At 71.3% G+C, this 13,073-nt stretch carries 12 protein-coding genes; 3 read left to right on the top strand and 9 right to left on the bottom strand.

The annotated features are described in order from the left end of the window. Nucleotides 1-29: 29 nt before the first annotated feature. From AB0J68_RS03470 to AB0J68_RS03485, 4 genes are all read right to left on the bottom strand, one after another. Nucleotides 30-1,163, bottom strand: a complete 1,134-nt coding sequence (locus tag AB0J68_RS03470) for a lytic polysaccharide monooxygenase (protein WP_363935883.1) — start codon at nucleotides 1,161-1,163, stop codon at nucleotides 30-32. 118 nt (nucleotides 1,164-1,281) lie between these two features. After that, on the bottom strand, nucleotides 1,282-1,737 hold the full coding sequence (locus AB0J68_RS03475; protein WP_363935884.1) for a GNAT family N-acetyltransferase: 456 nt from the start codon (nucleotides 1,735-1,737) through the stop codon (nucleotides 1,282-1,284). 24 nt (nucleotides 1,738-1,761) lie between these two features. Further along, nucleotides 1,762-2,706, bottom strand: a complete 945-nt coding sequence (locus AB0J68_RS03480; RefSeq protein ID WP_363935887.1) for a DMT family transporter — start codon at nucleotides 2,704-2,706, stop codon at nucleotides 1,762-1,764. A gap of 179 nt (nucleotides 2,707-2,885) precedes the next feature. Next, a complete protein-coding gene (locus AB0J68_RS03485; RefSeq protein WP_354858130.1) occupies nucleotides 2,886-3,146 on the bottom strand; it encodes a Prokaryotic metallothionein in 261 nt (86 codons plus the stop codon). 157 nt (nucleotides 3,147-3,303) lie between these two features. Here AB0J68_RS03485 and AB0J68_RS03490 point away from each other — a divergent pair, with 157 nt between their 5' ends. Together AB0J68_RS03490 and AB0J68_RS03495 are read left to right on the top strand one after the other, a co-directional pair. Next, nucleotides 3,304-3,579: an isoamylase early set domain-containing protein gene (locus AB0J68_RS03490; protein WP_354858128.1), complete on the top strand. Its 276-nt coding sequence runs from the start codon at nucleotides 3,304-3,306 to the stop codon at nucleotides 3,577-3,579. A 109-nt stretch (nucleotides 3,580-3,688) separates the two neighbouring features. Further along, nucleotides 3,689-4,435 carry a lytic polysaccharide monooxygenase gene (locus AB0J68_RS03495; RefSeq protein WP_363935890.1) on the top strand — a complete coding sequence of 249 codons (747 nt, stop codon included), beginning with the start codon at nucleotides 3,689-3,691 and terminating at the stop codon, nucleotides 4,433-4,435. Nucleotides 4,436-4,903: 468 nt separating this feature from the next. On the opposite strand, the gene AB0J68_RS03500 is transcribed toward AB0J68_RS03495, so the two are convergent. The 3 genes from AB0J68_RS03500 to AB0J68_RS03510 form a co-directional block, all read right to left on the bottom strand. Next, complete coding sequence (locus AB0J68_RS03500; protein ID WP_363935893.1) at nucleotides 4,904-5,692, bottom strand: hypothetical protein; 789 nt, start codon at nucleotides 5,690-5,692, stop codon at nucleotides 4,904-4,906. A gap of 307 nt (nucleotides 5,693-5,999) precedes the next feature. Continuing rightward, complete coding sequence (locus AB0J68_RS03505) at nucleotides 6,000-6,644, bottom strand: hypothetical protein (protein ID WP_363935896.1); 645 nt, start codon at nucleotides 6,642-6,644, stop codon at nucleotides 6,000-6,002. A 450-nt stretch (nucleotides 6,645-7,094) separates the two neighbouring features. Continuing rightward, nucleotides 7,095-8,318 carry an MFS transporter gene (locus AB0J68_RS03510; protein WP_363935899.1) on the bottom strand — a complete coding sequence of 408 codons (1,224 nt, stop codon included), beginning with the start codon at nucleotides 8,316-8,318 and terminating at the stop codon, nucleotides 7,095-7,097. Nucleotides 8,319-8,721: 403 nt separating this feature from the next. Here AB0J68_RS03510 and AB0J68_RS03515 point away from each other — a divergent pair, with 403 nt between their 5' ends. Next, nucleotides 8,722-9,825 (top strand): LPXTG cell wall anchor domain-containing protein, encoded by a 1,104-nt coding sequence (locus AB0J68_RS03515; RefSeq protein WP_363935902.1) that lies wholly within the window; start codon nucleotides 8,722-8,724, stop codon nucleotides 9,823-9,825. Between the two features lie 14 nt (nucleotides 9,826-9,839). On the opposite strand, the gene AB0J68_RS03520 is transcribed toward AB0J68_RS03515, so the two are convergent. Both AB0J68_RS03520 and trmB read right to left on the bottom strand, forming a co-directional pair. Next, entirely contained in the window at nucleotides 9,840-12,353 is a 2,514-nt protein-coding gene (locus tag AB0J68_RS03520) for a DUF3516 domain-containing protein (protein WP_355065582.1), read from the bottom strand. Nucleotides 12,354-12,429: 76 nt separating this feature from the next. Continuing rightward, the gene (gene trmB, locus AB0J68_RS03525) at nucleotides 12,430-13,050 is read right to left on the bottom strand and encodes a tRNA (guanosine(46)-N7)-methyltransferase TrmB (protein ID WP_363935935.1); all 621 of its coding nucleotides are present in this window, start codon (nucleotides 13,048-13,050) and stop codon (nucleotides 12,430-12,432) included. Nucleotides 13,051-13,073 lie beyond the last annotated feature (23 nt).

The following is a 13,073-nucleotide window of genomic DNA, read 5'->3' on the forward strand; positions in this document are numbered from 1 at the left end:
CCCCGCCCTGGTGCGGCGCCGGACGGGGATCAACTGGTCTTCGTACAGGAGACCAGGGGAACGGGGTTGCTACCGGTCCACGAGCCGAGGAAGCCGAACGTGGTGCTCGCTCCGCCGGCCAGGACGCCGTTGTAGTTCACGTTGCGCGCGGTCACCAGTGTGCCGTTGGTGGTGACGTTGGCGTTCCACGCGGACGCGACCTTCTGACCGTTGTTGAAGTTCCAGCTCACCGACCAGCTCTGCGTCGGCGAGCTGGCCCCCGCGGTCACCTTCACCTCGGCCTGGAAGCCGCCAGCCCACTGACCGGTGATCGTGTACGTCGCGTAGCAGGCGCCGGCCGGCGCGGGAGTGCTCGGCGGCGGCGTGCTCGGCGGCGGCGTGCTCGGGGGCGGGGTCGTCGGCGGCGGCGTGGTGGGCGGCGGGGTCGTCGGCGGCGGCGTGGTGGGCGGCGGCGTGCTCGTGCCGCCGGAGAAGTCCACGTCACTGCACAGGTAGTACGACTGGTCCAGGTGGCTGGCCTGCCAGACGGTGTAGACGATGTGCCGCCCGGTGCGGCCCGGCGCGCTGACCGGGATCTGGATGGAGACGCCACCGGTGTCCGGGTTCCACTGCGACGCCGGGGTGTTGCCGATCTGGCCGGCCAGCTCCAGGTCGTCCCAGCCGAGCGCCTCGGTCGACGAGTTGAAGCCCTGCTTGGTCACGTACACCCGGATGTAGTCGGCGCCGTGGCTGGCCTGGTCGAAGAAGCGCAGCCGGAAGTTGTTCGACACCGGGGTGGCCTTCCACGCGCCGACGGTGTCCAGGGCGTTGTAGCGACCGTTCTGTGTGCGTCCGCCGCTGCACAGTTGGCCGTTGGGGACGGCGGCCTGGTGGTTGCCGGCCACACCCTCGCGGAACAGCCCGTTCCAGTTCCACATGGCCTGCGGGTCGGCCTGCCAGGCTTGCCAGCACATCGGGTCCTCGGTGGCCATCCGGGGATTCTGGAAGTCGCTGCCCCAGCGTTGCCAGCAGCTGTAGTTGCGCGAGGCCGGGTCGACGACCGAGCCGTGCGCGGAGGCGGGCTGGACCAGCGCGACGCTCAGCGCGGTGGTCAGCAGGAGCGTGGCGGCCGCCGCGATGGCGAGTGGCCGGAGCACGCGTGGTGATCGGGCGAGAGTGGACATGGAGCCCCCGGGGGGATGAGGTCGGACGACGACACCCGGACAGCCGGGAGTTGCCCGCTCCCGTGCCTACTGCGTTGCTCCCGCGCTGGCTCTACCCGGCACGATGCCAGGTCGATCGTCAGACGTCAATGACCTTGCGGCGCATCGGGGTGTGCGGGATGTCGTCCTCGACGTACTCCGGGCCGCTCACCGCGAAGCCGTACCGGGCGTAGAAATCGACCAGGTGCGACTGGGCCTCCAGCACGCAGGGCCGGTTGCCGACCAGATCCAGCGCCGCCGTCATCAGCCGGCCCGCCTGCCCGCCGCCGCGCGCCTGCGGGGCCACCACCACCCGACCGATCCGGGCGGCGCCGTCGGGGTCGGCGAGGATCCGCAGGTACGCCAGCGGCGCGCCGCCGTCGGTCAACCAGAGGTGGCGGGTGCCCGGCTCCACGTCCCGCCCGTCGAGCTCGGGGTAGGGGCAGTTCTGCTCCACCACGAACACGTCGATGCGCAGCTTGAGCAGGTCGTGGAAGGTGCGGGCGTCCAGGTCGGCGAAGGACGCCGCCCGGATCTCGGTGGTCTGCTGGGGCACCCACCGATGGTAGGCCGGGCCGGCTCACTCGGCGTCCCCGCGGGTTGGTGCGAGGTAGGTGGCGGCCACGGCGGTGAGCAGCAGCGCGCCGCCGAGGAGCACCGGCAGTGGGAGCGGCTCGTGCAGCAGCGCCACGGCCAGCGCCGCCGCCGTCAGCGGTTCGAGCAGGGTCAGCACGGCCGCGACGCTGCCCGCGGTCGTGCGCAGCCCGGCGTAGAACAGCGCGTACGCCACGGCGGTGGTGACGACGCCGAGGTGCAGCAGCAGCGCCAGGGTGTCGAGGCGTACGTCGACGGCGACGCCGGCGACCAGTGCCATCGGCGCCAGGGTCAGCGCGCCGACCACAGTGGAGATGGTGGTCAGCGTCATCGGTGCGGTGTGCTGCGACACCTGGCGGCTGATCAGGGTCGTCACCGCGTACCCGAGGCCGGACCCGGCGGCCGCGAGCAGGCCCAGCAGCGGGGCCGGCGCGGCCGTGGTGGGCTCGGCGGTGGCCCCGGTGATCAGGGCGAGCCCGGCCACGGCGGTGACCAGCGTGCCGAGGCGTACCGGGCCGGGGAGCCGGCGGGCCCGCAGCGACTCCCAGGTCGCGGCGAGCACCGGCGCCAGGCCCAGGCTCACCACGGTGGCCACGCTGACCCCGGCGAGCGCCACGGCGGCGAAGTAGAGCGCCTGGTAGAGGCCGAGGCCGACGCCGGTGAGCAGCAGCGGTACGGGTGCCGCGCGCAGGGCGGCCGGGAGCGTGCGGAGCCGGCCGGCGGTGCACGCCAGCAGGACGAGCGCGGCGATCGCGAGGCGGAAAAAGCCGATGCTCACCGGGCTGAGCCCGGTGCCCTCGCGCAGCAGTTGCACCGCCACGCCGGTGGTGCCCCACAGGACTCCGGTGACGGTGATCTGGATCAGGCCGGTGCGGGCCTTCAGGGCGGCCGGGGCCGGGGCGGCCGGCGGCGCGGTACGGGACGTGGACACGGGTGCGCTCCGGTGGGGTGACGTTGACGGGGACGACGTCGACGGAGCGCGTACGGCGAACTGGCCGGCCCGGGTCGGTCACCCGGTCGGTGTGGGGCGCGGCGCTCCGCTCAGGAGCGCGGCGGGGGCAGGACGCCCAGCAGTGGCCGCATCGGGCGACCGTACCGCAGGGCGCGCGGTCAGGCGGGGCGGGCGCCGACGGCGTCGCGGATCTCGGCGCCCTCGGTGCCCTCGACCGCGCGGGCGCAGTGCCCGCAGCAGAAGAACCGGCCGTTGACCTCCACGCCGTGCCCGACGATCTTGATCTGGCAGTGTTCGCAGATGGGTGCCATGCGGTGGATCGCGCACTCGAACGAGTCGAAGGTGTGCACGTCACCGCTGACGGTGTGCACCTCGAACGCCATCCAGTAGTCGTTGCCGCAGACCTCGCAGGTTGCCACCGAAAAAACCCCCGTATCAGGACATGTGCCACCAGAGTGCCTCAGGGCAGGGTGGCGGCGGGCGAATTACCGCCAGCTGGTCGGGCCGGGCGGCGTGTCGGCTCCGGCGTGTCGTCCGTTAGGCCCGATGAACCGCCGTGACCCCCGGAGGATCGCCATGATCAAACGCAACAAGCTCTTCGGCAGCCAGACCCGGGTGACGTTCTGCCTCCCACGGGACGCCCCGCCCGGCCCGGTGAGCGTCGTGGGCTCCTTCAACGACTGGGAGCCCGGCCGGCACGAGTTGGTGGCCCGCCGCGACGGCACCCGGACGGTGACCGTGAAGCTCAGCCCGGGGGAGTACCGGTTCCGCTATCTCGCCAGCGGCGGGGTCTGGCTCGACGACGAGACGGCCGACGTGGTCGACGACCGCGGCAGCCTGCTGCGACTCTGAGGAGCGAAGTCGTCACCATCGATGTATTTATCGACCACGCCCTTTACTGTTAATAAAGTTTAAATTACCTTGGGGGCACCTCACCGCACCTGGAGAAGGAGCTGCCCCCATGCGTCGAAGAATCACCGTCCCGCTGGTGGCGGCGGGCGCTGTCGCCGCCACCCTCACCGTCGCCGCGCCCGCCCAGGCGCACGGCTACGTCTCCGCCCCACCGAGCCGGCAGGCGCTCTGCGCGCAGGGCCGGGTGCCCGACTGCGGGCAGATCAAGTACGAGCCGCAGAGCGTCGAAGGGCCCAAGGGTCTGAAGAGCTGCAACGCCGGCATCGCCCAGTTCGCCGTCCTCAACGACGACAGTCGGGGCTGGCCGGCCACGTCGGTCGGCAGCTCGCTGACCTTCACCTGGGTCAACACCGCCCGGCACGCCACCAGCAACTGGGAGTACTGGATCGGCAACACCCGTGTCGGCGTGGTCAACGGCAACGGGCAGCAGCCGGGCGCGACGGTCTCGCACACCGTCAACCTGGGTGGCTTCTCCGGCCGGCAGAAGATCCTCGCCGTGTGGAACATCGCCGACACCGCGAACGCGTTCTACTCCTGCATCGACGTGCAGATCGGCGGCGGCGGGTCGACGCCCACCCCCACCCCGACCACCTCACCCACGCCGCGGCCGACCACCAGCCCGACCACGGCGCCGACGACCCCGCCCCCGACGGGTGGCACCTGGACCGCCGGCCGGGCGTACCAGGTCGGCGACCAGGTCACCTACGGCGGACTGACGTACCGCTGCCGGCAGGCCCACACGGCGATCCCCGGCTGGGAGCCGCCGAACGTGCCGGCGCTCTGGCAACAAGTCTGACCCGCACGGGTGCGGCCCCGGCCGCACCCGTGTCGCCGTCCCCGGATGATCGGAGCCCCCGGCATGCCCCGCGCAACCCTGCTGACGTGCCTGGTCGCCGCGTCGCTGCTCACCGCCTGCGCCGGGCCGTCGGAGGGCCCGCCGGCCCCCGCGTCCCCAGCCGCGTCGGCGGCGGCCGGGCCCGCGGCGGCCGGAGCACCGCCGGCCGGAGCGCCGCCGGCCGGAGCCGAGATGAGCGGCATCGACGTGGTGTTCCTGAGCACGATGATCGGGCACAGCGAACGCACGGTGCAGATCGTCCGGCTCGCCCGGGACCGGCTGCGCGACGACGCGCTGCGCACCCTGGCCGCCGCCATCGAGGCGACCGAGGCCGACGAGCTGTCGGCTCGCAGTTTCGGGGAAACTGCTGCCTCACCAGATCGCGAGGCAGCAGGATCCCTGAATTTGCGCGGATCTTGGCCGTTGCGGTCAGCGGGGGTGGGCACCGGCGCGAGAAGCCAGGGCTTGGCGGAGTTCGGTCAGGAAGCCGGCGAAGTCCTCGCGGAATCGCTTCGCGGTGACGTGCAGAACGATCCAGTCCTCACCGAGCAGACGGTTGAGGCGACGCCGGTCGCGGTGGAACTGCTCGGGATCGTGGTGCCACAACCCGTCGTACTCGACTGCCACCTTGAGATGGGGCCAGGCCAGGTCGAGACGAGCCAGGAACTTCCCGTCCCGCTCCACGACGAACTGGGTCACGGGAGTAGTGACCCCGGCGAGCACGATCCGCACCCGCAGTCGGGACTCCGGCATCGACTCCGCCCCGGCGTCGGCCAGCTCGACCACCCTCGCCATGCTTCTCCAGCCCCGCTTACCGATCTGCGCTCGGGCGTCCGTGTGCAGTTGGGCGAGATCCACCAGGTGTTGGTGGGCAAAGCGGTCCACAATGGCGACGGCCTCCTCTGTCGGCAGCCACTGGGCCAGATCCCAACAGGTGCGCGTCGGCGTGGTCAGCGGGACGCCCTGGCGTACCGCCACGTCGGTGCTGGCGAGCGTGCCGGTGTGCACGACGAACCCCGATACCGGCCCGAATCGCTGACCGGCGGGCACAAGCACCTCCACGGGCTGCGCGTCGGCGGCCGATGCGGCGCCGTAGAGCGCTGCCGCGCTGCGGCCAGCGATCACCACGCCCGGTGGCAGCACCCACCGTGCCGCGGCGGCGCAACGAGTGCGATGGGTGAGCGTCAGGTTGGCATCCGCGTACACGTCCCGAAACACGGGGCGCCATGCCGCGCTGCGCAACTCCGTCCGGGTGAGCAGGCCTTGAGCGACGACGTGAGAGCCGCGGAAGACGCGCCCCTGCAGCCTCGCCGGCCGTCGTGGGGAAACAGGCATGAGGTCACCCTGACCGCCGGAACTGCCCGTTGGCAGCCCCTGTGGATAACCCCTCGCCGCTTCCGGAACGCCAAGATCCGCGCAACTTCGGGGTTCTTGCTGCCTCCCGACATCCTGAAGCAGCATCCCTGAAGTTGCGCGGATCTTGGTGAATGTGGGTCTGGGAGGCGGGCGCGGCGGGGGTGGGTCGTTAGGCGGCGGTGGACCAGATGGCGCGGAAGGCGGCGGCTTCGCCGGCCAGCCAGCGTTCGATCTGCTCGGGCTTGGCGTCGGAGGGCATGCGGTGGGCCTGGCCGCGCCGGACGTCGACCAGGACGGGCTCGGCGTGCGGGAGGACCGCGTCCATGTGTCGGGCCATCAGGTGCAGGGTGGCGAGCACCGACTCCTCGCTCGGCGGGGCCTCGTCGAAGTGCAGTCGGACGGCTTCGGCGTGGCCGTCGGCGTGGCGTACCCCGAAATGGGGGTTGATCTTGACGGGTAGGTCGCCCAGCATGGCCAGGGCGTCGCGGGTCTGGGCGAGATCGACGGCGGCCGGCTCGCCGAGGGAGTGCAGCCAGGCCGTGGCGCCGGGGACCAGCGCCTGGTAGAGCGGGCGCCAGCGCGGCTTGACCACGTCGACCACCCCGGTCAGGTGGGTGCCGCCGGTGTGGAAGGCGATATCGGCCTTGAGCGCCTTGACGAACTGGCCGTGCGGGTTGAAGCCGGACCGGCTGGCGCGCTGCTTGCGCAGCCCGCCGACGAAGGTCGCCTTGGTGGGGCCGGTGCGGTCGACGTAGCGGGTGAAACCGAGCAGTGTGGCGTAGGGGGTGATGGGCGTGGAGGTGGGCGCGGTCACGGGCGTCCTCCCAGGTCAGGATCTTTATTAGTACATACATTCTAATCGACAGGTCTGACATTGCCCAGCGAAGTTGAGGGGTGGACCGCTGTCCCGTCCGCCGATAGGTGGCCAGTCCGATCGAAGGTGGCCAGCGGCACCGTCCCGGAGATGCTGCCCGCGATAGAGGCAGGTCCGGGCTAACTTCAAGATCGGCATCGACGGAAGCCGGTGCGCCGGGGTGGGCGCCGTCCGGCCTGGTCATTCCGGTCGGAACGCTCCGGCCGGTTCGCCGCGGATCTGCCAGCCCAGAGCGGAGTAGAGCCCTCGCCCGTCGGCGGTGGCGGATAGCAGCCCCGTGGTCAGGCCTTCGTCCAGGGCTCGGTTAGCGAGGATGGACATCACGGCGCGGCGCGCTTGAGAGAGGACGAAGAGGCGCTCATCGAACCATGATCATGATCCTCGGCTGGATTACGGGCGGGAGAGCTCGTCCTCGACGAACGTGGGCTTGGCCAGCGTGAACGCCGGGATGGCCGCCACGAGGGCGACGGCGAGCAGGAACAGCAGCGGAAGGGTCCACCCGCCGCTCACGTCGTGCAGCAGGCCGACGAGCAGTGGACCGAGCGCGCCGAGCGCGTACGCGACCCCCTGGGCAAAGCCGCTCAGCGCGACGGTGCCGGCCTGGGTTCGGGTGCGTACGTTGATGAGCACGAGGCTGACCGGGAACAGGATCGAACCCGAGCCGATAAGCAGCACCCAGAGCAGTGTGAGGGTCGCGGGCGCGAGCAGCAGGCCGAGGTAGCCGAGCGCGAAGCTGGCGATACCGGCGGCGATTAGCCGGCCGACACCCTGCAGCCGCGTGACGAGCAGGGGCGCAACGAGCGCGATGGGCGCGCTGATGATGCCGGTGACGGCGAGCAGCGCACCGGCTTCGGTCGGCGTCGAGCCGGCGATGTCGCCGAGGATCTCGGGCAGCCACGCGAAACACGCGTAGGTAAGGATCGTGCTGGTCGAGAACACGGCGGTGATCGATAGGGCCGTGCGGGACCGCCACAGTCGCGTGACGAGGGTGGTGGGCGAGGACTCGACGGCGTCGGCATCCGGGAGTCGGCGGCGGCGCTCCCGCGCGATGGTGACGAGCCACGGAACGAGCGCGACCCCCGAGCTCGCCGCCCAGATGCCGAGCGAGAACCGCCACCCGACCTGCTCGGCGACCGGGGCGGCGACCGCCGCGGGCAGGGCCGTGCTCACGCCCAGGATGCAGACGTAGACGGCGGTCAGCAGCGCTACCCGGTCGGGGAAGTAGCGCCGCACGATCGGCGGCAGCAGCACATTGCCGATGCCCGTGCCGGCGAGCGCGACGACACTGCCGACGAGCAGCACCGCGTAGTCCGGGGCGGCCGCGCGCACGAGATGGCCGACGGTCATGAGCAGCAGCGCCAGCACGATGCCGCCGTCGAGGCCGATGCCGCGGGCGACGCGCGGCGCGACGAACCCCGATACCGCCAGCAGGATCGGTGGCAACGTGCCGAGCAGCCCGGCGCCGATGTTCGATATCGGGATGTCCGCCCGGATGTCACCGAGGATCGGTGACATCACCGCAACCGTCTGGCGCAGGGTGAGCGCGACGAGCACGATGCCCAGCAGCGCGGCCGCGCGTCCCGCCCACAAGGTAAGGGGCCGGTCCTCTGTCATCCCCTTACTCTAGTGTTCCAGTCGAGATCGTGATCATCGCGGTTCGGTGAGCGCCTGGAAGGCGGATGGCTGTTCAGTTCCGCGCCGCGCCCCTGGCGGCTCAGCTGCTCGGGGTGGCATGGGGTACGGCGTCCGCGCCGAGTTGTCCCAGTCCTGGCCGACGCCACGACTGCTGGCCAGTTACCTGCGGGACCGGACAGCCGCGCCCTGGAGACAGGACGTTTCGTCCGGTCGGGTGAGTGACACGGGTCACTGTCGGTGGGTCTTCGGCGGTAGCATCTGCCCGAGCTCACCGGCCGTTCCCATCCCGGAGTGACGCGGCGTAGGGGCACCCGTATCCGGCATCAGGGCGTCGCGCCGGCCGGGTCGATCCACTCCCGCTCACCTCATCGCAGGAGCATCCGTGATCAATGTCCGATCGTGGCGACGGCGAGCACTGGCTGCCCTCGGGGCGGTTGTGGTCAGCCTCGCCGGGACGCTGGCCTTCATGCCCACGGCGAACGCAGATCCCCCGGGTTTCACCGTCAACCACGAGGCACGGTGCATGGCCGACGGCACCTACCAGATCCAGTGGACCGTCCTTGCCGAGACCGCCCCGACCGACGCGACGCGATACCGGTTCGTCAAGGTCGAGGTGTATCCGCCCGACACCAGCATCGACCCCATCGCTGCCAGCCCCGAAGGCGTCTTCCCGCATTCCCTGGGCAAGCCGGTGACCGGCACCCAGACCCTGCCGGGCACCGCCACCTTCGCCGACCTGGCCGTGTGGGTGCAGTGGGACGACGGCTACTCCGAGACGTCCGGCGTCGCCGCTGGCGCCCCGCTCGACGGCAGGTGCGGGCAGCCGCCCACCGATCCGACGGCCAGTTTCCAGCCTCGGTGCGACGGCACCGTGCTGGTCGACCTGGCTAACCCGCCCGCCGGGCGGACGGTCGATGTGGTGCTCGCGACCTACCCCAAGGGCTACTCACGAACCGTCTCGCTGGCGCCGGGAGCGACGGCGAAGGGCATCGTGGTTCCCCGGGGATACGACTTCTTCTCGGTGACCGTCGCGGGCGCGAGCGAGGCGTTCGCCGTGTACTCCTGGGAGTTCGATCCGGGTCACTGCGTCGTCCCGGACATCCGTGCCCGCTCGACCTGCGAAAAGCTCGTCATCGCGGTGTCGGGACCGAATGTCGGTGTGAACTCGTTGGTCCTCTTCAATCCCAACCACGGCCCGGAGCAGCGGCGGCTCGTCGAAATGGGCACCACCGTCGACGTGTCCTTCCCGGCCGTCGCGGGGTTGGCCGTCGTGCTTCGGTCGGACGCGTTCGATCCGCAGGCCAGCCACCTCAACGGCCCGTACAGGTGGGAGCAGCCCGCCGGTTGTGCCGACGGCGGGGGAGGCGGCCTGCCGGTGACCGGTCAGTCGACCGGCGGCGTGCTCACCGCCGCCGGTCTGCTGCTGGTCGCGGGCGCGACCCTGTTCGTCGTGGCTCGTCGCCGTCGGATCTGGTTCACCGTCTGACGGGCGGCGACGCGTCAGAGCTGGCCGACGTCCGTGATCCGGACGACCGCCGCCCCGACCTCGTCCGAGGCGACGAGGTCGATCTCCGCGCTGATGCCCCAGTCGTGGTCGCCGTCCGGGTCGTCGAAGATCTGCCGGACGGTCCACCGCTCCCGGCCCTGCTCGATCATCAGCAGCGCCGGGCCGCGGGCGTCGGGACCAACCCCGATCGAGTCGTACGCCTCGAAGTACGGCGCGAGGGCGTCGGCCCACGCGTCGTAGTCCCAGCCGTCCTCGGCGTCCAGCTCGGCCAGCAGGTCCCAGCGGCGCAGCGCGGCCAGCTCGACCCGGCGGAACAGCGCGTTGCGCACCAGCACCCGGAACGCCCGCGCGTTGCGGGTCACCGCCGGTGGCCGGTCGGTCAGGGAGGCGTGCGCCTGGGCGACCTCGGCCACGTCGGACGGGTTGCGCAGCCGCTCCCACTCGTCGATGAGGCTGGAGTCGACCTGGCGGACCAGCTCGCCGAGCCACTCGATGAGGTCGATCAGCTCCTCGGTCTTGGCGTCCTCGGGCACGGTCTGGCGCAGCGTCTTGTACGCGTCGGCCAGATAGCGCAGGACCAGACCCTCCGAGCGGGTCAGCCCGTAGAACTGCACGTACTCGGTGAAGGTCATGGCCCGCTCGTACATGTCCCGGACGACGGCCTTGGGGGAGAGCTGGTGGTCGGCGACCCACGGGTGGCCCTGCCGGTACATCTCGTACGCGGCCTCCAGCAGCTCGGCGAGCGGCTTCGGGTGGGTCACCTCGTCGAGCAGTTCGAGGCGGGCCTCGTACTCGATGCCCTCGGCCTTCATCGCGGCGACGGCCTCGCCGCGGGCCTTGAACTGCTGCGCGGACAGGATCTGCCGGGGGTCGTCGAGGATCGACTCGATCACGCTCAGCACGTCGAGCGCGTACGACGGGGACTCGGCGTCGAGCAGTTCGATGGTGGCCAGGGCGAGGGGGGAGAGCGGCTGGTTGAGCGCGAAGTCGAGCTGGAGGTCGACGGTGAGGCGGATCCGCCGGCCCGTCTCGTCGGGCTCGGGCAGCTCCTCGACCACCCCGCCGGCGCGCAGGGCCCGGTAGATGGCGATGGCCCGGCGGATGTGTCGGCGCTGGGCGGCCGGCTCCTCGTGGTTGTCGGTGAGCAGGTGCCGCATCGCCGTGAAGGCGTCCCCGGGGCGGCCGATGACGTTGAGCAGCATCGAGTGGCTGACTCCGAAGCTGGAGGTCAGCGGCTCCGGCTCGGCGTCGACGAGCCGGTCGAAGGTGGGCTGGCCCCAGCCGATCGAGCCCTCCGGCGGCTTCTTGCGGACCACCTTGCGGCGCTTCTTCGGGTCGTCGCCGGCCTTGGCGAGCGCCTTCTCGTTGTCGATGACGTGCTCGGGGGCCTGCACCACGACCCGGCCGATGGTGTCGTAGCCGGCCCGGCCGGCCCGCCCGGCGATCTGGTGGAACTCGCGGTTCTTGAGCAGCCGGGTCCGCACCCCGTCGTACTTGGAGAGGCCAGTGAACAGCACGGTGCGGATCGGCACGTTGATGCCGACGCCGAGGGTGTCGGTGCCGCAGATGACCTTGAGCAGGCCGGCCTGCGCGAGGGTTTCCACGAGCCGGCGGTACTTGGGCAGCATGCCGGCGTGGTGCACGCCGATGCCGTGCCGGACCAACCGGGACAGCGTCTTGCCGAAGCCGGAGGTGAACCGGAAACCGCCGATCGCCTGGGCGATCATGTCCTTCTCGGCGCGGGTGCAGACGTTCACGCTCATCAGCGCCTGGGCGCGTTCCAGCGCGGCGGCCTGGGTGAAGTGCACGACGTACACCGGGGCCTGCTTGGTCTCCAGCAGCTCCTCGAGCGTCTCGTGCAGCGGGGTCATCGCGTACGAGAAGATCAGCGGGACCGGCCGCTCCACCGAGCGCACGACGGCGGTCGGCCGCCCGGTGCGCCGGGTCAGGTCGTCGACGAACCGGGTGGTGTCCCCCAGGGTGGCGGACATCAGGACGAACTGGGCCTGCGGCAGCTCGATGATCGGCACTTGCCAGGCCCAGCCCCGATCGGGCTCGGCGTAGAAGTGGAACTCATCCATGATCACCTGGCCGACGTCGGCCTTGGCGCCCTCGCGCAGCGCGAGGTTGGCCAGGATCTCCGCGGTGCAGCAGATGATCGGGGCGTCGGCGTTGACGCTGGCGTCGCCGGTGAGCATGCCGACGTTCTCGGCGCCGAAGACCTCGCAGAGCGCGAAGAACTTCTCCGACACCAGGGCCTTGATCGGCGCGGTGTAGAAGGTCGTCCGGCTGTCCGCGAGGGCCGCGAAGTGCGCGGCGATGGCCACCAGGCTCTTGCCCGAGCCGGTGGGTGTGTTCATGATCAGGTTGGCACCGGAGACGATCTCGATGACCGCCTCCTCCTGATGGGGATAGAGGTCGAGGCCGCGCTCCTTCGCCCAACTGGCGAACGCGTCGAAGAGGGTGTCGGGGTCGGCGCTTGTCGGCAGCGCGGCGGTGAGCGTCATATCCCATCCATGGTGCCTGGATCATGCCCCCGCGCGCCAACCCGACCTCCGCCGGGCACCCGTCCGGGCCGGCTCGTCACCGTCGGCGGTAGATCAGGTCGGCGACCGGCCGCCCGGCGGTGATCGCCCGCCGCTCGAACTTCGTCACCGGGCGGTGCGCCGGACGCGGCGCGAAGCCGCCGTACGCGTCGACGAGCTCCGGGTCCGCGTCCAGGGTCTCCCGCATCGCCTCGGCGTACTCGGCCCAGTCGGTCGCGCAGTGCAGCGTCCCGCCGGGGACCAGCCGGGAGCGCAGCAGCGCCACGTGCGCCGGCTGGATGATCCGCCGCTTGTGGTGGCGGGCCTTCGGCCAGGGGTCGGGAAAGAAGATGTGCACGGCGTCCAGGACGCCCTCCGGCAGGCCGCTGACCAGCTCCAACGCGTCGCCCTGGGCCACCCGTACGTTGCCGAGGTCACTGCGGTCCACCAGGTCGAGCAGGTTCGCGATTCCCGGCGTGTGCACCTCGACCGCCAGATAATCTCGATCCGGGTCGGCGGCGGCCATCGCGGCGGTGCTGTCGCCCATGCCCGAGCCGATCTCCAGCACCACCGGGGCCCGACGGCCGAACAGGGCGGTCAGGTCGACGGGCTCGCCCGACACGTCCCGGCCGTAGGACGACCAGAGCCGCTCCAGCGCGTCGGTCTGGCGGCCGCTCATCCGGCCCCGTCGGGGGTGGAAGG

Origin of the sequence: Micromonospora sp. NPDC049580 (assembly GCF_040675595.1) — a bacterium.
GTDB lineage: Bacteria > Actinomycetota > Actinomycetes > Mycobacteriales > Micromonosporaceae > Micromonospora.

Coding starts and splice junctions, on each gene's coding strand:
- AB0J68_RS03470 (WP_363935883.1), bottom strand. CDS start 1,163: ATGTCCACTCTCGCCCGATCACCACGCGTGCTCCGGCCACTCGCCATC.
- AB0J68_RS03490 (WP_354858128.1), top strand. CDS start 3,304: ATGATCAAACGCAACAAGCTCTTCGGCAGCCAGACCCGGGTGACGTTC.
- AB0J68_RS03495 (WP_363935890.1), top strand. CDS start 3,689: ATGCGTCGAAGAATCACCGTCCCGCTGGTGGCGGCGGGCGCTGTCGCC.
- AB0J68_RS03510 (WP_363935899.1), bottom strand. CDS start 8,318: ATGACAGAGGACCGGCCCCTTACCTTGTGGGCGGGACGCGCGGCCGCG.
- AB0J68_RS03520 (WP_355065582.1), bottom strand. CDS start 12,353: ATGACGCTCACCGCCGCGCTGCCGACAAGCGCCGACCCCGACACCCTC.
- trmB (WP_363935935.1), bottom strand. CDS start 13,050: ATGAGCGGCCGCCAGACCGACGCGCTGGAGCGGCTCTGGTCGTCCTAC.